Raw genomic sequence first — 25,009 nt, forward strand, 5'->3', positions numbered from 1 at the left:
GCCCTCGGCCTGGAGCCGCGGGCGGTGGCCGGAAACGCCGTGCTGCTGGTGCTGCTTCTGCTGTTCGCGGGGGCGGGCCTGTGTCGGGGCGACACCTGGAGCAGCCCACAGGCGGTGGCCGACGGCCTCGCCGGGCACGGCGATCTCTCCGTCGTCGTACGCGAGTGGCGCCTGCCGCGCGTCGTCGCGGCAGGCCTGTTCGGTGCGCTGCTGGGCTGCGCCGGCGCGGTGTTCCAGAACCTGACCCGCAACGAACTGGGCAGCCCGGACGTGATCGGCCTCGATGTCGGTTCGTACACCGGCGCGCTCGTCGTGATGGTCGTGATCGGCGGAACGACCACCCCCACCGCCCTCGGATCCGTCGTCGGCGGCCTGCTGACCGCCGTGGTGGTACTCACCCTCTCCACCCGATCCGGTTTCGGCGGCCACCGGCTCATCGTCATCGGCATCGCCGTGTACGCGATGCTCACCGCGGTCAATTCGTGGATCATCCTGCGTGCCGACCTGGACGTGGCGATCGCCGCCGAGATGTGGAACGTCGGTTCGCTCAACGGCGTGGACTGGGCCGACCTGAACGTGGCGTTCGTCGCCGCCGCGATACTCGCGGTGTTGCTCTTCCTGAATTCGCGGGCGACACAGCAGGCCGCGCTCGGCGACCCGATCGCCGTGACGTCCGGCGTACGCCTGCGCCGACACCGCCTGGCGGCGGTCGTGGCCGGAGCCGGCTGCACGGCCACGGTCACCGCGATCACGGGACCGATCGCGTTCGTCGCGCTCGCCGCTCCGCACCTGGGCCGTGCGGCCACCCGGTCCCCGGGCATCCACTTCGTCCCCGCCGCGCTCACCGGCTCCGTACTGCTCCTGAGTGCCGACCTGATCGCCCAGAGCCTGCTCGCGCCGGTGACGCTGCCGGTCGGCGTGGTGACCACGGCCATCGGCGGCGCGTATCTCCTGCTGTTGCTCCTCAAGGAAGTCAAACGACCGTGACCGCACGCCTCACCGCGCAGGACATCACCCTCACGTACGGCGACCGCACGGTGTCGGCGAACCTCAGCCTCGACATACCCGACGGTGCCTTCACCGCGATCATCGGCGCCAACGCCTCGGGAAAGTCGACGCTACTGCGGGCATTCGTGCGCCTGTTGCGGCCGTCCGCCGGGGTGGTCCTGCTCGACGGACGCGACGTCCACGGCTACCGCCCCAAGGACATCGCGCAGGAAATCGCTTTTCTGCCACAGGATTTGGCCGCCCCGGAGAACATCATGGTCCGTCAACTCGTGGACCGCGGACGCTTCCCGCACCGCTCGCTGCTCTCGGTGCGCACCGCGGCCGACACGCGGGCGGTCGAGGAGGCGATGGCCGCCGCCGGCGTGGGCGACCTCGCGGACCGGCAGGTCGCCCGGCTCTCCGGCGGCCAGCGCCAACGGGTCTGGGTCGCCATGGTGCTCGCGCAACAGACGCCCTATGTACTCCTGGACGAGCCGACGACCTTCCTCGACACGGCCCACCAGTACCAGTTGCTCCGCCTGCCGGCCGCGCTCCGCGACGACGGCCGAACCATCGTCGCGGTGCTCCACGACATCAACCAGGCCTGCCGGTTCGCGGATCACGTCGTGGCGATGAAGGACGGCCGGGACATCGTGGACGCCGCCCTGATGGCGGACGTGTTCGGCCTGCCCAGCCTTGTCGTGCCGGACCCCGTGACGGGGACGCCTCTGGTGGTGCCGACGGTTTGACGTATTTCCCGGTGGACCGGGGTCGCTACGGGATCCGCCACTGTTGGTACTTGTTGCCGGGGGTGCAGGCGACGACCGAGAGGGCCTTGCCCGCACCGTTGTTGGTCAGACAGTTCTGGCCCATGTAGTCCTTGATGTAGACCGCGCCCGCGGTGGGGGCCCCGGCGAGCCGCCAGTTGGTGGAGTGGCCGAAGCCGACGGCGAGTTCGGGACGTTCGGCGTTGCCGTACGGCTGGCCGAGGGCGGGGCCGCTGAGGCTGCAGGTGCTGAAGGTGTCCCAGGTGGAGACCGTGTGCACCCAGCCGTATTGCGTGTGGCCGCCCATGACCACCTCCTTGCCGCCGCCCGGACCGTCGGCGACGAGGCCGATCCGTTGACCGTCGGCGACGTTGGTGATGGCGCCCCAGCGGTCGCCGCCGCAGCCCTGGGGGATGTTCTGGGCCGGGGGCGGAGTGGACGCGGGCGGCTTCTGTTGGTTGCCGCCGCTGTTGCCTCCGCCGCCGGGCGACCCGGCGCCACCGGACGCGGAGCCGTTGGCGCCGCCGTTGCCGGGCCCGGGGGGCGGTACGGCGCCGCTCGTGCTGCCGTTGCCCTGGGATGCGCCGGTCCCGCCCTGTGCGGTGCCCGGCGCCTGAGTGCCGGAGGCGTTCGTACTCGGGGTGCCGGCGGCTCCCGTGGGCGGCACCGACGTTGCGCCCGGATCGCCCTGCGCACCGGCCGGGACCTGGTTTCCGGATGCGACCGGTTTCGCGTTCGGGGTGTTGTGGCTCGGGTCGGACCCGCCGCCGAAGGGCTTGACGTACAGAACGGTGGCGACGACGCCGGCCATGACACCCAGGACCAGGAGCGCGGCGCCGATGCCGTGCCGCTTCCAGGACCCGGCGTTCGCGGGGGGCGCTGTCGCGTCGGGGGTGTCGGCGGCCGATGGCGCGGGTGTCGAAGGCTTCGCGTCGATGGGAACGACATCGGGAACCACTCCGGAAACGGCGTCGGGAGCAGTCTCCCGAACAGCGTCCGGAGCAGTCTCCGGAACGGCGTCGGGAACGGCGTCGGATGTCGAGGGCTCGGCCGTGGGCGGGACCTGTTGCACCGGCGTGACCTGCTCCGCCGAATTGCCCTCCGCGTCCCCCTCGTCGGTCGCCTCGTCACTCCAAGTCGGGTCGACCTCGAGACCCTTGCTCGCGGCACCGGCACCGGCACTTCCACCGCCGACCGCCCCACTCTCGAACTCCCCGCTCCCAGCCACCCCGCTCACCGCCGCGGCACCGACGGCCGGCACCGCGGCCGCCGACCCACCCGTCATCGCCGCGCGAGCCGCCACCGCCATCGCCGCCGCCTCGGCGTATCGATCCTGCGGCTCCTTGGCCAACGCCTTCGCGACGAAGGCGCGAACCGCCTCGGGGAACTCCTCCGACAACTCCGGCGCCGGGTCCCTGATGTGCTTGAGCACCACCTCGAACACCGCGTCACCGGTGAACAGCGCTTTCCCGGCGATGAGTTCGTAACAGACGACGCCGATCGCGTACTGGTCGGACGCCGGCACCGCACCGCTCCCCCGGGCCTGCTCGGGAGCTATGTACCGAGCCGTGCCGAGCACCGAGTGCGACGCGGTGAGCCTGGTGTCGGCCGTGGACTGCGCGATCCCGAAGTCGGTGACGGTCACCCGATCGTCGGCGCCGATCATCAGGTTGGACGGTTTGACGTCCCGGTGCACGATGTCGCGCAGATGTGCCGCGTGCAGTGCGTCCAATGCCTGGGCGGCAATGCCGAGCACCCGATCGACGGGCATCTCCTCGGCATCGCTGTCGGCCAGGACCACGTCCAGCGGGCGACCACCGACGAGCTCCATGACGATGTACGCGACGCGCGGATCCGACCCGCTCTCCCCGTAGTCGTGCACATCGACGATGCCGGGATGGTCGAGCGCGGCCAAGACCTTCGCCTCACGCCGAAACCGCTCGGCGAACTTGGCATCGGCCAACAGCGCGGGCAGCAGGATCTTCACCGCGACCGACCGTTCGAGCACGCGGTCCTCGGCCCGCCACACCTCGCCCATGGCCCCGCCGCCCAGCAACTCGGCGAGTGCGTACCGGCCGTCCAGCACCGTGCCCGAACCCCACATGCCTCGTTCCCCCACTAGGCTCCAGCGTTCCCGCCCGTCGGCGACGCGCAGTCTGCCAGGGCATCCAAGGCATCCAAGGCATCCAAGAAGACCGAACCACCCCCGGCAGGCGATCATTTCATCGCACCGCACCCCCATGGTCCGCCGGGATCCCCTCACTCGGTCCGTCGCACCCCGCTTGCGTGGCTCAGGTGTTCGTCGTACGGAGCCAGGTCAGGACTGCCAGGACTCGGCGGTGGTTGGTGGGGGACGGGGGGAGGGAGAGTTTGTCGAAGATGGCGGTGATGTGTTTCTCGACGGTGCCGGGGGTGAGGGACAGGGTTCGGCCGATGGCGCTGTTGCGGTGGCCTTCGGCCATGAGGGCGAGGACTTCGCGTTCGCGGGGGGTGAGGGCGGCCAGCGGGTCGCGGCGGTGGCGGCGGGTGAAGAGGGCGGAGACGACCTCGGAGTCGAGGACGGTGCCGCCGGCCGCGACGCGAGTCAGGGCGTCGGAGAGGTCGTCGAGGCGGGAGACGCGGTCCTTGAGCAGATAGCCGACGCCGCCGCCGTCGGCGAGCAGGTCCTCGGCGTAGGACTCCTCGACGTACTGGGACAGGACCAGGATCGCGGTGCCGGGTACTTCGCGGCGGATCTGCAGGGCCGCGCGCAGGCCCTCGTCGGTGAAGGTCGGCGGCATCCGCACGTCGACCACGGCGACATCCGGGCGATGCGCGGTGACCGCCTCGACCAGCGCGGGACCGTCGCCGACCGCCGCGACCACCTCGGCGCCGATCTCCTCGAGCAGCCGGACCAGGCCCTCCCGCAGCAACATCGAGTCCTCGGCCAACACCACCCGCATCAATGCTCCCCCGCTCCACTCGACAAGATCCCGGCCGTGCCGGGGGCGACCCGCCCGATCACCCGATCATCGGTCGCGACCACTCGTGTCGATGCTCCCCGATCAACGTTCCCGGACTCCACCCGACAAGACCCCGGCCGTGCCGGGGATCGACCGGCCCGACCGCCCGATCCCCGGTCGCGACCACTCGTGTCGATGCTCCCCGGTCAGTGTTCCCCGACTCCGCTCAGGGGGATCTCGGCGGAGAGCGTGGTCGGTCCGCCCGGCGGGCTGTGCACGTCCAGTCGGCCCTCGACCGCGGCCAGTCGGTCGATCAGGCCGGCCAGGCCGTGCCCCTTGCCGGGGTGTGCCCCGCCGCACCCGTCGTCGCGGACGCTTACGAACAGGGCTCGTTCGTCCACCGTCACCGTCACCTCGCAGTGGCCGGCGCGGGCGTGCTTGGCGACGTTGGTCAGGGCCTCGGTGACCACGAAGTACGCGGTGTTCTCCACCGCCGCGGCGAACCGTCGCCCCCGGGGCAGGTCGGTGGTCAGCTCGACCGGGATCGGACAACGCGCCGCCGCCGCGGTCAGCGCCGGGGCCAGGCCCCGGTCGGCCAGGATCGGCGGCGCGATCCCGCGGGAGAGGGCGCGCAGTTCGGACAACGCCTCGTGGCTCTGCGAGATCATCTCGGCCACCAACGGCCTGGCCCGATCCGGATCGTCGTCCAGCCGACGCGCCACCGTCTCCAGGTCCATGGTGAGCCGCACCAGGCGCTGCTGCGGGCCGTCGTGCAGGTCCCGTTCCAGTCGGCGCAGCGTCTGCGCCTCCGCCGCGACCGCGCTGCGGCGTCCGAGCGCGAGTTGTTCGGTCCGAGCCTGCAAGGCGGCCGTCTCGTCGGTCAACAGCCCACGTGCGAGCCCGGCCCGGACCGCCACGAGCGCGCGCACCAGCGGCACCGCCGTGGCGAGCAACAACACGCCGATCCCGGTGTTGAAGGCGATGTCGGCCACTCGCGAGGAGATGCCGAACATCAGGTCCAGCAGTCCCGTGTTGTCCGGGTCGCGCGGAATCGACCACGACCACACGACGTAGAGCAGTTCGCCGAGGCCACCCACCGTCCAGGTCACCGCGAGACAGAAACTCACCACGCGCAGCGGGAACGACACCAGTGCGTGTGCCAGGTCCCGCCAGGACTGCGGGTCGCGCAGCGCGCGCAGCCCGGCCTTGAACCCCTCGCCCGCCGGCTCCCGGTAGGCGTGTGGCGGCAACACCCGGCCGGTGACCGCCGCCACCCGCCGGCGCTCCATCTCGGCGAAATGCCGTGCCGCCGCGAGCGTCGCGACCAGGATCGGTACGCCGAGCAGGACCGCGAAGGTCACCACTCCCACCGCGAATCCGGCCAGTACGACGACGAACGCCGCCAGTCCGATCGGCAACCCGGAGAGCAGAAAGCCCAGTTGCCGGCCGAACCGCCCGGCACCGCGGCCGGCCGCGGCCGGGGCGGGTGGCACCGGGCCGGCCACCGCCGGAGTGGCCGCCGGCTCGAAGGATGCGGTCGACTCGGTCATGAGCCCATCCTGCCCACCCCGAACGACCACGCCCACCCGGCATTCCCGACGCCGAGGGTAGGGCACACCCCCACACGCGACCGGCCCCGCCGACGCACGAGGCACGAAGCCGACCACCGGCGGTCCGCCTGGATCAGCCGGCTCGATACCTCAGCGGGTCGGCTCGATACGTCAGCCGATTCGATACCTCGGCCGGTCGGCCCGTTGCCTCAGCCGGCTCGATACCTCAGCCCGCCGGCTTGATGTTCTGGTTGGCGTGGAACAGGTTGTGCGGGTCGTACCTGTGCTTGATCCCGCCCAGCCGCTCGTAGTGGTCGCCATACGTCGCCTCCACCCGGTCACGGCTCTCGTCCGCGCCGATGAAGTTGACGTACGCACCGCCCATCGAGTGCGGGTGCAGGTCCTGCCAGTAGTCGACGCACCACCGCCGGACGGTCTCGGCGTTGGCCGGGTCCGGATCGATGCCGGCGATCACGCCGGACCACTGGGCGTCCCGGTAACCCCACGCGGTGTCCTCGGCGTCGACCCGATGGGCGGCCCCGTCGACCGGGTAGAGGTGCATCGTGGACAGCGCGGTGGGCAGGTTCTCCGCGTGCTTGGCGTGTACGTCGATCGCGTCGTCCGAGATCGCGTCGAAGAAGTCGCCGCGCCAGTACCACTGCAGACCGGCGGGCATCAGTTCGTCGAACATGCTCTGCAACGCGGGGTAGGGCATCGGCGCGGTGAAGTGGAAGGCGGGCGGGCCCGGTTCGCGGACCGGTGCGAGGGTCTCCTCGGCGGCCTCCGGGTCCCCGGTCCAGCACCACACGACGCCGCACATCTTGCGGCCGTGGATCTCCTCCGGGAACGGCGGACCCGGCGGGACCGTGAGCGCCGCGAAGAACCCGTTCAGGTCATCGGCCGCCTGCGGCAGGAACTCGCGGTACCAGCGCAGCACTTCGCGGGCGCGCTCGACCGGCCACAGGGTGACCCCGACGACCACGGTGTCCACCGGGTGCAGGCGGAAGCGGAACGAGGTGACGATGCCGAAGTTGCCGCCGCCGCCGCGCAGGGCCCAGAACAGGTCCGGGTGCTCGGACTCGCTCGCGGTCAGGAAACTGCCGTCCGCCAGCACCACGTCCGCGGCCACCAGACTGTCCATCGTCAGGCCGTACTTGCGGGTGAGGTGGCCGTGCCCGCCGCCGAGGGTCAGGCCCCCGACGCCGGTCGTGGACATGATCCCGGCGGGTATGCCCAACCCGAAGGCGTGCGTGGCGTGGTCGAGGTCGGCGAGCAGACTGCCGCCGCCGACCCGGGCCGTCCGGGCCACGGGGTCCACGCGTACCCAGCGCATCGGCGTCAGATCCAGCGTCACCGCGTCGTCGACCACGCACAGGCCACCACCGCTGTGCCCGCCGCCGCGGACCGCGAGTTCGAGGTCGTGCTCGCGGACGAAGTCGACCGCTGCCATCACGTCCCCCGCGTCCGCGCACCGCACGATCGCGGCCGGGTGCCGATCGATCATCGCGTTGTAGATCCGGCGTGCCGGGTCGTAGTCGGGGTCCTGTGGATCGATGACCGGGCCGCGCAGCGCGCCGCGCATGTCTTCGAGGGTGTTGCCGTCCATGAGCATCTCCCTGACGGGACGCGGACCGCAAACCCGCCCGGCCTTGCCCCGGCCGACCCTCGGTAAGCAATCATGCGCCACTACCCCGGCGTCGCCGTGGCCTGCAGGCCGGCCGAACGCCGCAGGGCTTACCCATCCAGCCTCTCGCCGAGCGCACGGCGGCGCAATTCCGCACCGCGCCGGGGCCGGCACCGATCGGCCGGTGATGCCGGCGCAAAACCGCCGGCCCGATCGGTGGGCGGGTGATGGAGTGGGGCCATGACGAGTCTGCGTGACACCGCCTTGACCTTCCGTGCACTGCACACCAGTGCCGCACCCCTCGCCCTCGCCAACGTCTGGGACGCGGCCGGCGCCCGGCTCGTGGCCGACGCCGGAGCGAGCGCGGTCGCCACCACCAGCGCCGGGGTCGCCTGGGGCCTGGGCGCGGCCGACGGCGATCGGCTCGGCCGCGAACGGGCCCTCGAACTGATCGCGCGTGTGGTGGCCGCGGTCGACGTCCCGGTCACCGCCGACATCGAGAGCGGCTTCGGCGAGGACCCGGAAGGCGTCGCCGAGACCATTCGCGGGGTGCTGGCCGCGGGCGCCGTCGGGGTCAACCTGGAGGACGCGCTGCACACCGGTTCCGTACCGCTGCGGACGCCGGTCGACCAGGCCGAGCGGATCGCCGCCGCGCGGGCCGCCGCGGACGCGGCGGGCGTACCGCTGTTCATCAACGCCCGGCTGGACACCTACCTCCGCGGTGTCGGCGACGGCCCGGACGAGCGACTGCGCGAGACGCTCGACCGGGCGACCGCCTATCTCGCGGCCGGCGCCGACGGCATCTTCGTCCCCGGCGTCACCGACCCGACCACCGTGGCCACCCTCGCCGAGACCCTGCCCGCCCCGCTGAACGTGCTGGTCGGCCCCGGCGCACCCGCCGTCGCCGAACTCGGCAAGCTCGGCGTGGCCCGGGTCAGCCTCGGCTCGGCCATCGCCGAGGCCGCCTACGCCGTGGTCCGCCGCTCGGCCCGCGAACTGTTCGAGACCGGCACGTACAGCTCGCTCACCGACACGATCCCCTACGGCGACCTGAACGCCCTCCTGGCCCGCTGATCACACCCCGACCGCCGGCGTACCGCCTCATCGGGGCCGTTACGCCGGCGGTCCGCCTCCCGCATCCTCCGGCCGCCCGAGCCCGCCGCGGGCACCGGAGCCCGCCAGGCACCCGCATCGTCTAGGCCCTGTCCGCCGGACAGGGCCTAGGTGAAGGCCAACGTGTCGCTACCCGCCGGCCGGCGCAGCAGGGCCAGCCGGTCGGCCAGATCGCTGCCCGGCGGCGGGACGTACAGCACCACCCGCCGGTTGTCCTCCGGGGTGATCAGCACCTGGCAATCCACCTCCACCGGCCCCAGCACGCCGTGCAGGACCCGCATCCGACTGTGCCGACGCACCGCGACCTCGTGCCGGTCCCACAGTTCGGCGAAGTCCGCACTGGCCGCGCGCAGCCGCGCCACCAGGTGGTTCACGGTGGGGTCGTCCGGCCGATGCGCCGCGGCGGCGCGCAGGTCGGCGACGTGCAGGCGGCTGTAGTAGTCGTGTTCCTCGGCCGGGTACGCGGCGCGCTGGGCGGTGTCGCCGAACCAGCGCCAGACCACGTTGCGACCGTGCTCGGAGACCGTACACACCCCGCCCAGCAGCGCCTGCGCCATCGCGTTCTGTGCCAGCACGTCACCGATGTCGTTGAGCACCTGGGCCGGTGTGGCCTGCAACTGGTCGAGCAGGTGCAGCAACGCCGGCGCGACCTCGTCGCCGACCGGACGCGCCGCCGGCGGGCGATGGCCGGCCAGCAGGTACAGGTGATCCCGCTCGTCGTCGCTCAGCCGCAACGCCCGGGCCAGCGCACCGAGCATCTGGGTCGACGGCTGCGGGCCGCGGGCCTGCTCCAGGCGGATGTAGTAGTCCGCCGACATGCCCGCGAGCCCGGCCACCTCCTCCCGGCGCAGCCCCGGAGTACGGCGCCGAGGGCCGGCGGGCAGGCCCACGTCCTCGGGAGAGACCCGCTCCCGGGAGCGGCGCAGGAAGTCGGCGAGTTCACCGCGAGCGATCGTCATACGAATCATGGTCGCGCACCCGCCCGCGTCCCAACCTGGGACTGTCGATCCCAGGGTCGGCGGGGCTCTCCCGGGCCGGTGCGGGCGGCGGCAGAGTTCCGGGTGTCGGGGGAAACGCCCCGGCACCACGTCACTCGAAGTGCCCGGACCTGCGGATTCGCGGGTCGGGTGGTTCGGGTCGGTCCACAGGGAGCACGCCATGCCCGTCGTCCAGGTCGCCGACGCCAAGGTCCACTACACCACCTCCGGCAGCGGTTCCGGCCCCGCGCTGCTGCTCGTCCACGGCACCGGATCCGTGGGCGCCCCGGTGAACTGGGGTTCGACCGTTCCGCTGCTCGACGACGAGCGGGTGGTGATCGCGCCCGACCTGTCCGGCACCGACGCCACCACCGACGACGGCGGCGCGCTCACCGTCGAGATCCTGGCCGGCCAGGTGATCGCGGTGATCGAGGACGCCGGCCTCGGTCCGGTGGACCTGCTCGGCTTCTCGATGGGTTCGACCGTGGCCGCGGCCGTCGCCGCACTGCGCCCGGACCTGGTCCGCCGACTGATCCTGGTGGCCGGGTGGGCGCACGTCGACAGCGACGAATACCTGCGCAACCTGTTCACCGTGTGGAAGCGGCTGGGTCGCAGCGACGCCGAGGCGTTCTCCCGGACCGTGACGATGACCGGCTTCAGCCGAGGCTTCCTGAACACGATCGGTCGCGACGCCGTGGAGGCGATGTTGCCGAACATGCCGCCCACGCCGGGCACCCTGCGGCACGTGGACTACGACCTCACCGCCGACATCCGTCCGCTGCTGCCCCGGATCCAGGCCCGCACGCTGGTCGTCGGCTGCCTCCAGGACGCCACCGTGCCGGTGGAGCACAGCCGCACGCTGCACGCCGCGATCGCGCACAGCGCCTACGTCGAGATCGACTCGGGGCACGTGGTGATGTTCGAGAAGCAGGAGGAGTTCGTCGCGCGCGTACGCGACTTCGTCTCCGCCGCGTGACACGACCGAGCCCGCCCCACGACGCGTCCGAGCCCGCCCGGTGAGGTATCCGAGCCCGCTCCGCGAGGTATCCGAGTCCGCTCCCGCCGAGCCGGGTGGTCCACTTCGGTCGACCACCCGGTCGGGGCCGCCCGCGCGGCCGGACGCCGGCCCGATCCGCCCTCGGACATCTCGCCGCCGGGCCGATCGCGGGAAAACCCGCTGACCCCACAGCCCGCCGCGACCCACAATGTGAAACCCGGACCGACCGGGCGACGGGGGTGACGACATGGGCGACGCGGTGCACGATCTGCTGTGGCATACCGGCCCCGAGGTCGGCGCCGAGCTGATCGACCGGCTCGGGGCCCCGGCGCCAGAATCACCCGACACCGGGCCTCGGGCCCGACGTGCGACACCTCCGCCGCTGATCGCGTACCGACTGCGCCACGGCGTCGCGGCCGGCCTGGTCGGACGACACGGGAAGGGCCGGCCACCCGGCACACCCGGCAACCCCGAACTGCTGCTGCGGCTGCTCGAACGCGACGATCCCGAGCTCAACGCGACCCTGTACCGGGAGAGCGAGTGGGCCGGCCTGCGCCGCGCGATCCTGAGCCAACGGGCGCACCGCCCCGGCGCCCCCGCCGACGCACTGGTCCCGCTGGACCCCTCGCTGCGTACCGAGCTGACCACCACCACCCACCACGCCCACCTCGAACCCGCCCTGTGGGCGCGCGACCCCGACCTCGCCCTGTGGGCCCTGCTCGCCCACCCGAACCCCGAACCGCTCGCCGCGCTCGCGGCCAGGATCACCCTCCTGAAGGCCGGGCAGACCGCCCGGCTGCGCACCGTGTCCCGGCTGACCCGACACCCGCTGCCGGCAGACCTGTCTCCCGCGCTGCAGCGCGAACTCGGCGGCGCGCACATGCTCCGAGGTCTCCCGAAGTACCTGGCGAAGGAACTCTCCCCCGAAACGCTGGTACGCCGGGCACGCGGCACGACCACCGTCGGTCGGGCCCGGAGCGTGGTGGCCGGCGTGCCGATCCCGGACTGGTCCGCGGTCGCCGCCGCGCATCGGGCCGAACCGCTGCCGTGGCACGCCGTGGCCGCGTTCGCCGAGCACCCGCGCTGCCCCTCGGAACTGCTCGTGGAGTTCACCGGGAAGTACCCGCAGACGATCGAGGTGATCCCGGTACCGCCGGCCGAACTGCTGGCCGCGTGCGTCGCCGAGGGCAGTGACAGCCGGACCAAGACCGTGCTGCTGCGCCGGCTCGCGACGAGCGCCGCCGACCTCGGCGAACTGCTCGCGGTACGCCCGGCCCGGCTGTTGCTCACCGCGCTCGACCAAGGCCCGGTGTCGGCCGTCGCGAACCAGGCCGAACTCGCGTACGTGCTCGGCCGGACGCTGCGCGCACACCTGGACCGCACCGGACCGGCGCTGTGGCCGGCCCTGTACACCGCACTGCCCACTCTGAACGCGCCGGTCCACGACCTGTTCGCCGAAGCCGAAGCGACAGCGACAGCGACAGCAGAAACGAAAACACAAAGGGCAGCGACGGCAGCCGCCGCCGCACCCACCCCCACACCCCTCCCCCGCCCCGGACGCCAAGCCGCCTGGGCCTACACCGTCCTGATCGATCTGGCCGGCACCGCCGACGACGCCACCGCCTTCCTCGACGACGCCCACCTTGCCCCGCTCGCCGGCACCGGGACGCTGCCCGCGTTCCTCGCCGAGCGGCTCGCCGGGATCGGCGGCCCGATCACCCTGCGCGTGCTCGCGGGCAACCCGCACACCCCGCGCGCCATCCTGGACCGACTCGCCGGCCACGCCGACCCGGCGATCACGGCCGCCGTGTACCGCAACTCACGCGCGACCGACGCGCAGCGCCGACTCGTGCTCGCCGCGCCGGAGTTGGACCCGACACTGCGTCAGGACCTGCTGTCCACCGACGATCCGGTCCTGCTGCGCACCCTGCTCGCGGCCCGCGATCCGGGGCTGCTGCGCGCGCTCGCGCTGCGCGACGACCCACCCCTCGACCGCACGAGCATCCGCACCCAAGACGCGCGCACGCTCGCCGGCCGGGTGCTGCGCCTGCACGCCGCGCTGCGCCTGGCCGAGACCTCGGGCGTGCCGGCGCTCGTGACGCTGCCCGAGGATCCGGAGATCACCGCCGCGTTGCACACCGGACGCACGGACCCGCTGCGCGTCGCGCTCGCCGAGTCGGCCGAGACGAGCCTGCGCGCGCTGGAGTCGGTCCGGGAGTGGGAACAGCACAGCCCGCTGCCCAAGGCGGAGCTCACCGCCGCCCTGATCGATCCCGCCCCGGACTGGCCGGCCCTGACCGAAGCCGTGCGGGCCGGCCGGTTGTGCGCGTGGATCCGCGGCGCGCTCGGCCGACGCCCCGACGTGAGCGAGCCGTTCGCCCGGGCCGTGGCCGAGCGAGACCCGACCGGACGTCACCTTTCGCCACACCACGACGTGCCCGCCGGCGCGCCCGGTCGGACCCACCCGTACCGGCCGCACCTGATCGGACTGTTCGACAGCGGCGCGCTGACCGTCGAGCGCCACCTCGCCGAGACACCCGCCGTCGAGGTGCTCGACGCCGCGCCCGGTTGGCCGCGGCTGGCCCGGGTGGTGGCCAGGCACCTGCGCGAACACCTGGGCACCGATACCCGGGCGTGGGTGGTCGCCGCACATTTGGCCCGGGGCGACGTGGAGCCGACCCTGATCGAACTGGCCGCGACCTCGTCGGCGGCCGCCGGCGGCGCCCCGGACCGGCCGAGCGGCTGTCGGTCGGCACTGGGATCATCGAACGACACCGAGGGGAGGTGACGAACGTGGCGTACGGCGAACGCGCCCCGCAGGCGCCGATCGTGAGCCTGACCGACCGTCGGGCGCTGGAGGCCTGGCGACCGGCCGACGACGAGGTGATCGCGCGGGCCCGCAAGCTCAAGGAAGAGGCGCTGCTCGACTTCGGCATGGAACTGTCGGTCATCGCCTCGTGGTTGTACACCAAGTGCCACCACCACATCCCGACCACCGCGATCGACACCGCGGCCGTGATGGCCTCCGGCGACGGCACCTGCCTGCTCCTGTACAACCCGCAGTTCTTCTGCGATCTGGGCCTGGACGGCGTGAAGTTCGTGCTCTTCCACGAGGCCCGGCACCTGATCCAGCGACACCTGTTCGCCGAGTCCGAGCTGCGTGCCGACCCGGTGTTCACGCTCGCGGCCGAGGTGACCATCAACCACGTCGCGATGACCCGTCTGGGCCGCAGCACGCTGCCGATCCTGCGCCGGACCGACCCGGACACCGGCGCCTCGATCGAGGACCCCACCGGCGTCGACCCGCGCAAGGTCCACCGCTCGTACGTCGAGGACCTCACCGACCAGGGCCTGGAGGCGCTGTCCTACGACGACTTCGTGGACACCGACGCGACGGTCTACGCCGAGCTCAAGCGGATGAAGTACCCGCCGGTGCCGCCCCCGCTGTGCGTGCACGTGATCCTGGGCGAGGGCACCGGAAACAACGACGGCATGGACGGCGAGACGGTCGGCCGGGTGGCCTCGGAGGTGCTGCGCAGCGTCCTGCTCGCCGCCCGTCGAGGCGAGCGGCTGGCCCGACAGGAGCTGCTCGACCTGCTCGCGCGCACCGACGGCGCCACCGACCGGGCCTCCAAGCTGTGGGGCGATCTGGGCGCGGGCTTCCTGCGCGGCGAGACCCAGCGCACCCGCCGGGTCGAGTGGTGGCAGCAGTGGCTGGTGGACGTCCTGGCGTCCAAGCTGCGCGAGGGCGAACGCCTGGTCTATCCGAAGAAGCGCGGCGCGCTGCTCGCCGCCCTCGGCCACGACCCGATGCTCGCCCGGCGCGGCCTGGAGCGCACCAAGGTCGTGGTGATCGCCTACGACACCTCGGGTTCGATGCCCGACCAGGTGGTGAGCTGGCTGACCGAGCTGGTCGGCAAGGCCGACGGCGTCGAGACGCACTGGCTCAGCTTCGACGGCACCGTGATGCCGTTCAAGCCGGGCGAGCGGGTGCTGGGCGGCGGCGGCACCAACTTCCAGAACGTGGCCGACTACGTCGAGGGCCGACTGGCGATCGAGGGATCGGGCCGCTTCGAGGAATCGGTCGACGCGGTGGTGATGCTCACCGACGGTTACGCGCCGCCGATCACCCCCGCCGACCCGGACAAATGGATCTGGTTGATCACCGAGGGCGGGGACGACTGGCCGGAGCGGCACCACCCGCCCATGGACTGTCATCGCGTCGTCACCGGCGACCACTGATCCGGGGTCCGTCGATGCCGACGCGCCTCGCCGAAGAGCCCTCCGCAGCACGCCGTGCGCAGCACCCGGAAGGAACCATGACGATCACCGCCGACACCACGCGCGCCGGACGCCCCGCGGCCGAGCCCAAGTGGAAGGCCACCGCCACCTACCCCGAACGCCCCAAGGGCTGGAAGGGCGTGTCCAAGCTGGAGGAGTTCATCGACGCGATGATCGACCTCGGCCAGACCGGCCAGATCTTCGGCGAGCACGGAATCGGCAAGACGGCGACGTTCTTCAGCCACATCCCCGACCGGCACGACGACACGGTCCTGGTCTTCGTACCCGCCGCCAACCTGACCCCCGACGATCTGCTGATCAACGCGCCCGTCCGGGACGAGCGCACCGGCGAACTGGTGCTGCGTCAGTTGATCATGCGTCAACTACGGCCCGGGAAGCGGTTCGTGCTGCTGATCGACGACGCGTTGCAGGCGGGCGAGACGATCCAGTCGCAACTGATGCAAATAGCCTGCAACTGGACACTCGGCGAACACGACCTGCGCGAACTGGGCTGTGTGGGTGTCTTCCTCACCGACAACGAGTCGCTGGCCGAGACCGCGACCCGGCGCACCGACCTGGCCATCCTGGACCGGATGGTCACGGTCAAGATCACCGCGACCGACACCGCGTGGCGGTTCAAGCTCGCCGAGCGCTTCGCCGGCACCGACCTGACCCCGGTGTTCCAGGTCTGGACGAGCCTGTCCCCGGCACTGCGCCAACTGGTGTCCCCGCGCACCCTGGAGCATGTGATCGACTGCGCGCTGGCCGGCTTCCCGCTGGTGTGGGGGTTGCCGTTGGTCAACGGCGACCGGCTCGCGCTGACCGAGACCAAGAAGGACGGCTCGCCCGGCCCGGACCGCACCGACGAGGTGCTCGACCGGATCGCCGCGGGCCTGAACGTGCGCAACCCCGACCAGACACCGGACGCGGTGCGCCGGATCGTCCGCGAGGCGATCCACCGCCGCTGGTCGGTGCTGATCCAGGGCCCGCCCGGGTGCGGCAAGACCGAGGTGGTGCGCGACGTGGTGCGCGCCGAGCTCGGCCACGACCCGCTCTACTTCTCCCTGCCGGTGACCAACGTCGAGGACCTGTGCGCGCCGGTGCCCACCCCGGACGGCTCGCTGGAGAACCTGCTCGCGGCCAAGTTCACCGATCCCGGCGCCAAGGTGATCGTCTGGGACGAGTACAACCGGCCCAAGGACAAGTCGACCTTCGCCAAGCTGATGGAGGTCACCCAGGAGTGGTCCATCGCGGGCCGCCCGATCCCCGGCCTGCGCGCGCAGATCGCGTTGCAGAACCCGCCGTACCACCTCGGCCGCAAAATGCTCGTCTCGCGCAACAACATCGCGCAGGCGACCCGGTTCACCGCGTCGCTGACCATCCGTCCCGAGGACATCCCGGCCAACGAGTGGTTGATCAGCACCTACGGCCCGGTCGCCGAGACGGTCCTGGAGTGGTGGAAGAACGACATCGACGACGAGGGCCGGGACTGGATCACCAAGCGCACCCTGGAGCGGTTGATCAAGCTGCACAAGCGCGATCTGCCGTTGGAGATGGCCAAGGTCTACCTCGGCGACGGCGAGTACGCGCCGGTGCCGCTGAACGCGCTGGAGGCCCGCTTCGCGGAGAACCCGGCCACCGGCCTGGGTGACATCTCGGCCAATCTGGCCGAGTGGGTGCGGCGGTTGGAGGCGGCCAACGAGGAGTCGGGCGAGGGCACCGACGACACCGACATCGTGCACCAGGTACTGGCCAACGCCGAGTTGAGCCAGCTCCGCGAACACCTGGACACCGTGGCGCAGTTGCTGGCCGGCCTGCCGCCCAAGCTGCGCTCGAGCTACCTGGTCGGCCAGTCCGTGGACAAGCAGCGGTTCTGGATCGAGGCGTTCGCGAAGATGCCGAGGAAGTAGACCCGGGAGCAACGGTCCCGGAGCTGCGGTCGCGGAAAAGCGGTCCCGAGAAGCGGGATCGGCCGAGCCCCGGCCCGCCCGTCAGCGCTTGCGGCGGGCGGTGCCGAACAGGCTGCGGGTGATCTCCCGGCCGATCTGGGTGCCCACCGAGCGCAGCATGGACTTCACCGCCGAGTTGCCCATCACCTGGTCGACCATCCCGGACTTGGGCTTCTCCCCACGCCCGCGCCGGCTCTCCGGCTCGGACTCGGCCGCCGGTTCGGGCGCCGCCGACTCCGGCTCGGCCGGCGGCGCCTGAGCTGCCGTCAGCTTCTCGTACGCCGACTCCCGATCGACCGCCGTGCCGTACTTTGCGAACAGCGGCGATCCGTCGACGGCCGCCCGCATGGCCTCCGCCGGGATCGGCGCCATCAACGACGCCGGGGCCCGCAGCCGGGTCCAGGCCACCGGCGTCGGCGCGCCCTTCTCGCCGAGCACGGTGACCACGGCCTCGCCGGTGCCCGCCTGGGTCAGCACCGCGTCCAGGTCGTAACCCGAACGCGGGAACGTGGACACGGTGGCCTTGAGCGCCTTGGCGTCCTCGGGAGTGAACGCGCGCAGCGCGTGTTGCACCCGGTTGCCCAACTGGGACAACACGTCGCCGGGCACGTCCCGCGGTGTCTGGGTGACGAAGAAAATGCCCACCCCCTTCGACCGGATCAGCCGTACGGTCTGGGTGATCGCGGTCAGGAACGCCTTCGAGGCGCCGGTGAACAGCAGGTGCGCCTCGTCGAAGAAGAACACCAGGCGCGGCCGATCCGGGTCGCCGACCTCCGGCAGATCGTGGAACAGGTCGGCGAGCAGCCACATCAGGAACGTGGAGAACAACTGCGGCTTGTCCTGCACCGCGGCGAGTTCGAGCACCGAGACCAGGCCGTGCCCGTCGGGGGTGGTGCGCAGCAGATCGGCGGTGTCGAAGTCCGGTTCGCCGAAGAACGCCCCGCCGCCGTTGTTGTCCAACGTGATCAGCGCGCGCAGGATCACCCCGGCGGTGGCGGCGGACAGCCCGCCGATCGCCTTGAGCTCGGCCTTGCCCTGATCGTCCGTCAGGTACTGGATCACCGCGCGCAGGTCCTTGAGATCGACCAGTTCCAGCCCCCGCTGATCGGCGAAGTGGAAGATCAGGCCGAGCGAGGACTCCTGCGTCTCGTTCAGGTCCAGCACCTTGGCCAGCAGGGTCGGCCCGAAGTCGGTGATGGTGGCCCGGATCGGCACTCCCGGCCCGATCCCGCCGAGCGCGTAGAACTCGGCCGGGCATCCGGCGGGTTGCCAGTCCTGGCCGACCTCCGCCGCGCGCGCGGCGGTCCGGTCGCTCGGCTCGCCCGGCTCGGAGATGCCGGAGAGGTCGCCCTTGATGTCGGCGAGGAAGACCGGCACGCCCTGTGCGGACAGTTGCTCCGCGATCAGTTGCAGCGTCTTGGTCTTGCCGGTGCCGGTCGCGCCCGCGACCAGGCCGTGTCGATTGAGCACCGCGAGCGGGACGCGCACCGGAGCCTGCGCGTGCGCGACGCCCTCGACGACGGCCGCGCCCAGTTCCAGCGCGGGTCCGGTGAAGGTGTACCCCGCCGCGATGGTCGCGATCGTGTCGTCCTGCTCGCTCATGCGCTCCTCCGCTCGCCGAGATGCGAAAGACGAATACACCGATAGGACAAGAAATATCCCGATTGCCCCGGCCGATCGGCCATCCGAGCCGGCCCGATCCGCACCCTCCCTCCCTCTCATCGGCGCCGGGTGGGGGTTCGGGGACCTCGATCCCGGTAGGCTGAGCCTGTGATCTTCAAGCGGATCGGTGACGGCAAACCGTACCCGGACCACGGGAGGTCGGGTGCCCGGCAATGGGCCGACATCGCCCCGCGGCCCGTGCGTCTGGACCAACTCATCACGACGAAGCGGCAACTCGACCTCGACACGCTGCTCGCCGAGGACTCGACCTTCTACGGCGATCTCTTCGCGCACGTCGTGAAATGGGAGGGCGACCTGTACCTGGAGGACGGACTCCATCGCGCGGTCCGGGCCGCCCTACAACAGCGCCAGGTGTTGCACGCGCGCGTGCTCGAACTCGGCTGAGCGCGCAACCTCGGCGGCCCGATCAGGTGGTCGTCGCGCGTACGGCCCTGCCCCGATACGCAAGGCGCCAGGTCGGCGCTAACCTCGACTCCATGGCGACCGGGATCACGGCCATGCCGTGCAGGAGGAGGACGGGGGCACACCGATGAGCATGCTCACTCCCCGCGGCATGGGAGGCCAGTACAAGATCACTGGCAAGCTGTATCCGCGCATGACGCGGCGCAGGCGACGCATGCCCGTCGTCATCGCGATCGTGGTCGGGCTGGTGGTACTGGCCACGGCCGGCTGGGGCGTGTACCACTTCACGTCCGACGACAAGGACGCCAAGGCCGCCGCCTGCCCGTCCCCGACGGCCTCGGCCCCGCCGAGCGCCCCGCCCGAGGCGCTTCCCGAGCCCAAGACGATCACGGTGAACGTCTACAACGCGACCAAGCGCACGGGCCTGGCCAAGACCGTCTCCGACGCGCTCAAGGTACGCGGCTTCACCATCGGCAAGGTGACCAACGACCCGCTGAACCAGCCGATCGCCGCGACCGCCGAGATCCGCCACGGCTTCCCCGGCGCCACCCCGGCGAAGGTGGTCGCGGCCCAGGTGGCGGCGAGCACCGACAAGGAGGACCAGCGCACCGACGGCTCGGTCGACCTGGTGATCGGTGACGGGTGGACCGACCTGGCCACCGCGGAGCAGGCCGCCGCGATCCTGGCCCCGCCGCCCCCGCCGCCCGCGAGCGCCCCGCCGGGCTGCTGACCACCCGAAGCCACCCGAAGGCCCCGTCCGGGGGCCTCACCCGCTGCCGCCCCGCACCCGACGAGGGCGGCAGCGGCGCGCCGGGGCCGGTGTCGGTCAGCCGTTGCCGGGCTTGCCGAACTCTTCGATCAGCACGGGATACTGCTCCCCGCCGTGTCCGGCGGCGATCGAGCGGTCGGCCATCGCCTTGAACAACCTCGGCAGCTCGGCGTTGACACCCAGCGCCTCGCTCTCCTCGATCAGGTGGGTCATCGCCCGCGCGTCGGTCTCCAGGGCCGACACCTCGGCCGGAAAGGAGCCGCGGTCGATCTGCTCGGCGTACCCGGGCAGCCATTCGGCCACTCCGGCGGCCATCTGGCGCGCGAACGGCGCGTACGTCGCGGCGTCGACACCGGCCGTCCCGAGCATCGCGGTGCCCTGGAGCCAGGCGTTCAGGACGGCCCACATCATGGCCAGACCGGCCACGTCGTACAGGGACGCCAGCCCGTGGTCCGCGCCCAGGTGGGTGACCGTGCCGAGCACCCCGAGCGTCGTCTCGTGCGCCTCGAAGTCCGCCTGCGGCCCGCTGTGCAAAATCATCGCCTCGGCGGTCCCGATCCCCGACGGGATGGCCATGATGGCGCCGTCCAGGTATCGGGCACCACGCGACTCGGCCCACCGGGCGGCCTCCCGGGCCTGGGCCGAGTCGCCCGAGGTGAGGTTGATCAACATCGTGCCGCGCAACGCGGCCTCGTCCGCCCCGAGCAGCTCGTACATGGCCTGGTAGTCGGTGACGCAGACGATCGTCAGGGGGCCCGCCCCGAGCGCGTCGCCCACGGTCGGCGCCAAGCGGGCACCCTCGGCCACCAACGAGTCGGCCTTGGCGGTCGTACGGTTCCACACGGTGGTGGGATGGCCGGCCTTCAGGAACGCGCCGGCGAGTGCCCGGCCCATCAGGCCGAGTCCGATGACGGTCACGGGGGTAGCGGTTTCGTTGTTCATGGCAGCATCGTCAACGTTGATACCGGTGTGAAGGTCAAGTGAGGTTTTGATGCGGATCGGCGAACTGAGTCGTCGCACGGGCGTCCACGCCCATCAACTGCGCTACTACGAGGCCCAGGGCCTGCTGGAGGCGGACCGCCGCGCGAACGGCTACCGCGAGTACGACGAGAACGCCCTGCTGCGGGTGAAGCAGATCCGACACCTGCTCGGCGCCGGTCTGTCCTCCGAGGACATCGCGTACCTGCTGCCCTGCGCGGTCGGCGAGGCCCCGGAGCTGCCCGGGTGTATGGAACTGCTGACCGCGATGCGGTCCCGGCTGCGGCGCCTGGAGGATCAGATGGACCGACTCGCCCAGTCCCGCGACGCGCTCGCCGCCTACATCGACGCGGCCGAGCGAACGGGCGACGAGAGCTACCCACCCTTCGACGGCGCCGACCTGGAGCCCGTCCCCGCCTGAACGAAGGCCCGCGAAGACGAACCGAGAGCAAAACCGAGACCACGAACGACGAAGGACCCGACCGCGTGCGGTCGGGTCCTTCGTATGTCCTGCTCAAGAGCGGTAGCGGTGGGATTTGAACCCACGGATAGCTTGCACCATCACACGCTTTCGAGGCGTGCTCCTTAGGCCACTCGGACACGCTACCGAGAGAGAGCTTACCGGATGCCGGGCTGTGCTTCGTAACCGGATTCCGGAGAGCGGGTGTGGGTGAAAAAGTCGCGCAGGACGGCGGTGCAGTCCGCCACCGCGACGCCGCCGACCACCTCGGGGCGGTGGTTCAGGCCCCGGTCGCGCAGCACGTCCCACAGCGAGCCCGCGGCGCCGGCCTTGGGGTCCCAGGCGCCGAAGACCACCCGGTCCACCCGGGCCAGCACGATCGCGCCCGCGCACATCGTGCAGGGCTCCAGGGTGACCACCAGGGTGCAGCCGGACAGCCGCCATTCCCCGACGGCCTTGGCGGCCTCGCGCAGGGCGAGGATCTCCGCGTGGGCCGTCGGGTCGCCGTGCGCCTCGCGTTCGTTGCGGCCGCGGCCGAGCACCGCGCCGTCCGGGCCGAGCACCACGCACCCCACCGGCACATCCCCGGTGTCGACCGCCAGGGCCGCCTCGGCCAGGGCCAGCCGCATGGCGGGCTCGTACCGACGAAGCGCGGGGTCGAACGGGGGCTCGGGCACCGGCGGGGGCATCGTGCTCAGCGGACCGTCTCCAACTCGTCCGCGCAGCCCAGACGTTCCGCTATCACCGCGATCGCGTCCGCGGGAAGACCCGCCTCGCCCGCGAGGTCGGCCAGCAACTGGGCCGACACCCCCAGGTCCACGAGCACCGTCTCGTCGCCCGCGGGGCCGGGCGGCAGCACGGCCTCGTCGTCCTCCTCCAGACCGTCCAGCACGTCGGCCGTCAGCAACGCGTCCGCGTAGGCGCTGCGGGAGACCGCGGCCACGTCGGAGACGTAGATGCGCGGGTCCTCCTCACCGTCCACTCGGACGACCGCGAACCAGGTGTCCTCCTGTTCGACGAACAGAAGCACCGGTTCGTCGTCCACCGCCGCCGACCGTGCCAGCGCGGTCATCCCCGCCGAGTCCTCGACATCGTCGAGGTCGGCTTCACGGGCCTCCCACTGCTCGTCTGTACGTACGAGCACTGCGGCGAAGTACGCCACGGGACTCTCCAAGATCGTTCGCTTCGGCGTTGTCCCTCGCATCGTGGCAGATACCGGACCACGACGACGGGAATTGGCGCACGTTGACGAACAAGGTCGCCGAGACGATCGAGGATCCGTCGCATTCAGTAACGGAACGTACGCATCCGCATCATCTGTCGTAGTCGCTCGTTGCGCGCGCGTCGCGGCTGGATGCGGGCTCGCAACTCGCGCGCCTCGGCCAGTTCGCGCAGGAAGAGCGTGCGGCGCCGCCGGCGCGCCGCCTCCTCCTCGCGACGCTGCGCCGTCGTCGTTCGAGGTTCCCGACTCTCCATCACCACGCCCCAGGACTCGAAAGGCCGCCGAAACCGACGTGGCTGTAGTTCCCGGGACACGCCGGCTCAGTCATCCCTTCCGGCGGACCACACCGGAAGTGCATTCGCAAATGGGTGTAACAATCACAATTCGCCCGACATTCCCGCATGCACCCGAGTCGGACCGCCCACACGGCCGACGAATGCCGCCGAAGACACCCCGAATCCGACAACCCCGCAGGGCCGCCGGGCAGGCCAAACGACTAATGTCGCAGCATGCGGATTCACGTCGTCGACCATCCTCTGGTGGCCCACAAGCTCTCCACCCTGCGCGACCGGCGCACCGACTCGCCGACCTTCCGGAGGCTCGCCGACGAACTGGTCACGCTGCTCGCCTACGAGGCGACCCGCGGGGTGCGCGTCGATCCGGTGGCGATCAGCACGCCGGTCAGCGAGACCACCGGCGTCAAGCTCTCCTACCCGCGGCCCCTGGTGGTGCCGATCCTGCGGGCCGGACTGGGCATGCTCGACGGCATGGTGCGACTGCTGCCCACCGCCGAGGTCGGTTTCCTCGGCATGATCCGCAACGAGGACACCCTCGAACCGTCGACCTACGCCACCCGGATGCCCGACGACCTCAGCGGCCGGCAGGCGTACGTACTGGACCCGATGCTGGCCACCGGCGGCACGCTGATCGCGGCCACCAAGCTGCTCCTGGAGCGCGGCGCGCACGACGTGACCGCGATCTGCCTGCTCGCCGCCCCCGAGGGGGTCAAGGTGATGCAGGAGGCGTTCCAGGACACGCAGGCCAACGTCACCGTAGTAACCGCCTCGATCGACGAACGCCTCAACGAGCACGGCTACATCGTGCCGGGCCTCGGCGACGCCGGCGACCGGCTGTACGGCACCGCCGGCTAGGTCCTGTCGCGGCACCGGCCCGGCATACCGCCGTCCGAGGTCGATCCCGCACGCGGTTCCCGCACGGGACCAAGGCCCTTCCCCGTCAGGCCGAACGCCGGATGCGCGGCGGCACGCCTCGGCGCATGCTGGAGATGTGCCCGGGGCTGGGCAGGAGCCCCGCAGGCACCCTGGGACTGTTTGCCGATGCTGCGAAGGTACGACCCACCTTTGCTCCGGCGGGGGTCCCACAGGGGAGAGAGAGTGGCCGGTCCCCCCGCGGCCGCTCCCTCTCCCCTATTGTTTCTCCCCGATACCTCAATCGGGGAGGCGAGGACATGCAGGCGCAGACCAAGAGGATCCTGACGCTGCTCCTGATCGTTTTCGTCATCTACACGATCATCGCCACGCCGGACAAGGCCTCCGACCTCGTCGCGCAGTGGTTCCAGGCGATGTCGTCCGCCGCCAAGTGGTGTGGCGACACGATCAGCGGCTGGGCGAGCTGAGGCGCGCACGTCGAGAGGTGGGGGCGGGGCCGGTCACCGGCTCCACCATCGACCCGCACGCGATACGTCGTCACCTGCTGCCGACCGAGATCTGCGCGATAGCCGTGCGCCGGCACTGGGCAATCATCCTGCGCCCGCTGGCGACCACCGCGCTCGGACTGATCCTGCTCATCGCGCTGCTCGTGTACTTCCCGGCCGAGAACCTGGCCGTGCACTACGGCGTGTGGCCGATCGGGGCCGGGCTCCTGCTGTGGTGCTCGGTACACGTGCTCACCTGGCGCAACGACTACTTCATCGTGACCGACAAGCGGATCATCCTGACCACCGGGCTGATCGCCAAGAAGGTCAACATGATGCCGCTGACCAAGGTGACCGACATGAGCTACCGGCGCACACCGGGCGGCCGAATACTCGGGCACGGGACGTTCGTGATGGAGTCGGCCGGGCAGGATCAACCTCTCAAGGAGGTCGGGTTCGTCCCCCGACCCGACGCGGTCTACCTCAAAGTGTGCGATCAGCTGTTCGGTCCTGGTGTCGACTAATCGGCAGAACCGGCGAGTAACGCGAAACGGCTGGTAAAACCTCGAATTTTCTTTGCGGTGATTCGCGGCTTTCGTACTGTCGACATGCCGCTAGATACACCCGCATCACCTGACAAATCGGGGATGTCGC

23 protein-coding genes and 1 tRNA gene are annotated in these 25,009 nt (G+C 71.3%); 13 read left to right on the forward strand and 11 right to left on the reverse strand.

Annotated features, from left to right (window positions below):
* Positions 1–24 precede the first annotated feature (24 nt).
* Both OG948_RS17625 and OG948_RS17630 read left to right on the forward strand, forming a co-directional pair.
* A complete protein-coding gene (locus OG948_RS17625; protein WP_406297474.1) occupies positions 25–987 on the forward strand; it encodes a FecCD family ABC transporter permease in 963 nt (320 codons plus the stop codon).
* Positions 984–1,736 (forward strand): ABC transporter ATP-binding protein, encoded by a 753-nt coding sequence (locus tag OG948_RS17630; protein WP_406297475.1) that lies wholly within the window; start codon positions 984–986, stop codon positions 1,734–1,736. Before OG948_RS17625 ends, OG948_RS17630 begins: the two co-directional genes overlap by 4 nt.
* A gap of 25 nt (positions 1,737–1,761) precedes the next feature.
* On the opposite strand, the gene OG948_RS17635 is transcribed toward OG948_RS17630, so the two are convergent.
* The 4 genes from OG948_RS17635 to OG948_RS17650 all read right to left on the reverse strand — a co-directional run bounded on the left by OG948_RS17635 (position 1,762) and on the right by OG948_RS17650 (position 7,852).
* Positions 1,762–3,858, reverse strand: coding sequence for a protein kinase domain-containing protein (locus OG948_RS17635; protein WP_406297476.1), 2,097 nt, complete (start codon positions 3,856–3,858; stop codon positions 1,762–1,764).
* Positions 3,859–4,045: 187 nt separating this feature from the next.
* Positions 4,046–4,696 carry a response regulator gene (locus tag OG948_RS17640; RefSeq protein ID WP_406297477.1) on the reverse strand — a complete coding sequence of 217 codons (651 nt, stop codon included), beginning with the start codon at positions 4,694–4,696 and terminating at the stop codon, positions 4,046–4,048.
* 206 nt (positions 4,697–4,902) lie between these two features.
* Positions 4,903–6,246 (reverse strand): sensor histidine kinase, encoded by a 1,344-nt coding sequence (locus OG948_RS17645; RefSeq protein WP_406297478.1) that lies wholly within the window; start codon positions 6,244–6,246, stop codon positions 4,903–4,905.
* A 226-nt stretch (positions 6,247–6,472) separates the two neighbouring features.
* Positions 6,473–7,852 (reverse strand): FAD-binding oxidoreductase, encoded by a 1,380-nt coding sequence (locus OG948_RS17650; protein WP_406297479.1) that lies wholly within the window; start codon positions 7,850–7,852, stop codon positions 6,473–6,475.
* Between the two features lie 258 nt (positions 7,853–8,110).
* On the opposite strand from OG948_RS17650, the gene OG948_RS17655 reads away from it, so the two are divergent.
* On the forward strand, positions 8,111–8,944 hold the full coding sequence (locus OG948_RS17655) for an isocitrate lyase/phosphoenolpyruvate mutase family protein (protein WP_406297480.1): 834 nt from the start codon (positions 8,111–8,113) through the stop codon (positions 8,942–8,944).
* Positions 8,945–9,090: 146 nt separating this feature from the next.
* Here OG948_RS17655 and OG948_RS17660 read toward each other — a convergent pair whose 3' ends face one another.
* Positions 9,091–9,951, reverse strand: a complete 861-nt coding sequence (locus OG948_RS17660) for a helix-turn-helix transcriptional regulator (RefSeq protein WP_406297481.1) — start codon at positions 9,949–9,951, stop codon at positions 9,091–9,093.
* A gap of 190 nt (positions 9,952–10,141) precedes the next feature.
* On the opposite strand from OG948_RS17660, the gene OG948_RS17665 reads away from it, so the two are divergent.
* The 4 genes from OG948_RS17665 (at position 10,142) to OG948_RS17680 (ending at position 17,148) form a co-directional block, all read left to right on the forward strand.
* A complete protein-coding gene (locus OG948_RS17665; RefSeq protein WP_406297482.1) occupies positions 10,142–10,936 on the forward strand; it encodes an alpha/beta fold hydrolase in 795 nt (264 codons plus the stop codon).
* Positions 10,937–11,204: 268 nt separating this feature from the next.
* A complete protein-coding gene (locus tag OG948_RS17670; RefSeq protein WP_406297483.1) occupies positions 11,205–13,745 on the forward strand; it encodes a hypothetical protein in 2,541 nt (846 codons plus the stop codon).
* A gap of 5 nt (positions 13,746–13,750) precedes the next feature.
* Positions 13,751–15,199 carry a DUF2201 family putative metallopeptidase gene (locus OG948_RS17675; protein ID WP_406300281.1) on the forward strand — a complete coding sequence of 483 codons (1,449 nt, stop codon included), beginning with the start codon at positions 13,751–13,753 and terminating at the stop codon, positions 15,197–15,199.
* Between the two features lie 77 nt (positions 15,200–15,276).
* Positions 15,277–17,148, forward strand: a complete 1,872-nt coding sequence (locus OG948_RS17680) for an AAA family ATPase (protein WP_395866560.1) — start codon at positions 15,277–15,279, stop codon at positions 17,146–17,148.
* Positions 17,149–17,229: 81 nt separating this feature from the next.
* On the opposite strand, the gene OG948_RS17685 is transcribed toward OG948_RS17680, so the two are convergent.
* Complete coding sequence (locus tag OG948_RS17685) at positions 17,230–18,789, reverse strand: helicase HerA-like domain-containing protein (protein WP_406297484.1); 1,560 nt, start codon at positions 18,787–18,789, stop codon at positions 17,230–17,232.
* A gap of 168 nt (positions 18,790–18,957) precedes the next feature.
* Between OG948_RS17685 and OG948_RS17690 the strand changes: the two genes are divergently transcribed.
* Both OG948_RS17690 and OG948_RS17695 read left to right on the forward strand, forming a co-directional pair.
* Positions 18,958–19,254, forward strand: a complete 297-nt coding sequence (locus OG948_RS17690; protein ID WP_395866557.1) for a type II toxin-antitoxin system VapB family antitoxin — start codon at positions 18,958–18,960, stop codon at positions 19,252–19,254.
* Positions 19,255–19,399: 145 nt separating this feature from the next.
* Positions 19,400–20,002 carry a LytR C-terminal domain-containing protein gene (locus OG948_RS17695; protein WP_406297485.1) on the forward strand — a complete coding sequence of 201 codons (603 nt, stop codon included), beginning with the start codon at positions 19,400–19,402 and terminating at the stop codon, positions 20,000–20,002.
* 96 nt (positions 20,003–20,098) lie between these two features.
* Here the strand turns inward: OG948_RS17695 and OG948_RS17700 are convergent, their stop codons facing one another.
* Positions 20,099–20,983: an NAD(P)-dependent oxidoreductase gene (locus OG948_RS17700; protein WP_406297486.1), complete on the reverse strand. Its 885-nt coding sequence runs from the start codon at positions 20,981–20,983 to the stop codon at positions 20,099–20,101.
* A gap of 49 nt (positions 20,984–21,032) precedes the next feature.
* Here OG948_RS17700 and OG948_RS17705 point away from each other — a divergent pair, with 49 nt between their 5' ends.
* Complete coding sequence (locus OG948_RS17705) at positions 21,033–21,440, forward strand: MerR family transcriptional regulator (protein ID WP_406297487.1); 408 nt, start codon at positions 21,033–21,035, stop codon at positions 21,438–21,440.
* A gap of 100 nt (positions 21,441–21,540) precedes the next feature.
* Here the strand turns inward: OG948_RS17705 and OG948_RS17710 are convergent.
* The 4 genes from OG948_RS17710 to OG948_RS17725 all read right to left on the reverse strand — a co-directional run bounded on the left by OG948_RS17710 (position 21,541) and on the right by OG948_RS17725 (position 22,955).
* Positions 21,541–21,627 (reverse strand) — tRNA-Ser (locus tag OG948_RS17710).
* A gap of 10 nt (positions 21,628–21,637) precedes the next feature.
* A complete protein-coding gene (tadA, locus tag OG948_RS17715; RefSeq protein WP_406297488.1) occupies positions 21,638–22,168 on the reverse strand; it encodes a tRNA adenosine(34) deaminase TadA in 531 nt (176 codons plus the stop codon).
* Positions 22,169–22,173: 5 nt separating this feature from the next.
* Positions 22,174–22,653, reverse strand: a complete 480-nt coding sequence (locus tag OG948_RS17720) for a tRNA adenosine deaminase-associated protein (RefSeq protein ID WP_406297489.1) — start codon at positions 22,651–22,653, stop codon at positions 22,174–22,176.
* A 113-nt stretch (positions 22,654–22,766) separates the two neighbouring features.
* Positions 22,767–22,955 carry a hypothetical protein gene (locus OG948_RS17725; RefSeq protein WP_406297490.1) on the reverse strand — a complete coding sequence of 63 codons (189 nt, stop codon included), beginning with the start codon at positions 22,953–22,955 and terminating at the stop codon, positions 22,767–22,769.
* A gap of 255 nt (positions 22,956–23,210) precedes the next feature.
* Here OG948_RS17725 and upp point away from each other — a divergent pair, with 255 nt between their 5' ends.
* The 3 genes from upp (at position 23,211) to OG948_RS17740 (ending at position 24,879) form a co-directional block, all read left to right on the forward strand.
* Positions 23,211–23,852 carry a uracil phosphoribosyltransferase gene (gene upp / locus OG948_RS17730; protein ID WP_395866547.1) on the forward strand — a complete coding sequence of 214 codons (642 nt, stop codon included), beginning with the start codon at positions 23,211–23,213 and terminating at the stop codon, positions 23,850–23,852.
* 317 nt (positions 23,853–24,169) lie between these two features.
* Positions 24,170–24,337: a hypothetical protein gene (locus OG948_RS17735; RefSeq protein ID WP_406297491.1), complete on the forward strand. Its 168-nt coding sequence runs from the start codon at positions 24,170–24,172 to the stop codon at positions 24,335–24,337.
* Positions 24,338–24,354: 17 nt separating this feature from the next.
* On the forward strand, positions 24,355–24,879 hold the full coding sequence (locus tag OG948_RS17740) for a PH domain-containing protein (RefSeq protein ID WP_406297492.1): 525 nt from the start codon (positions 24,355–24,357) through the stop codon (positions 24,877–24,879).
* The last annotated feature ends 130 nt before the right edge of the window (positions 24,880–25,009 follow it).

The organism is Embleya sp. NBC_00888, from assembly GCF_045207655.1.
Lineage (GTDB): Bacteria > Actinomycetota > Actinomycetes > Streptomycetales > Streptomycetaceae > Embleya.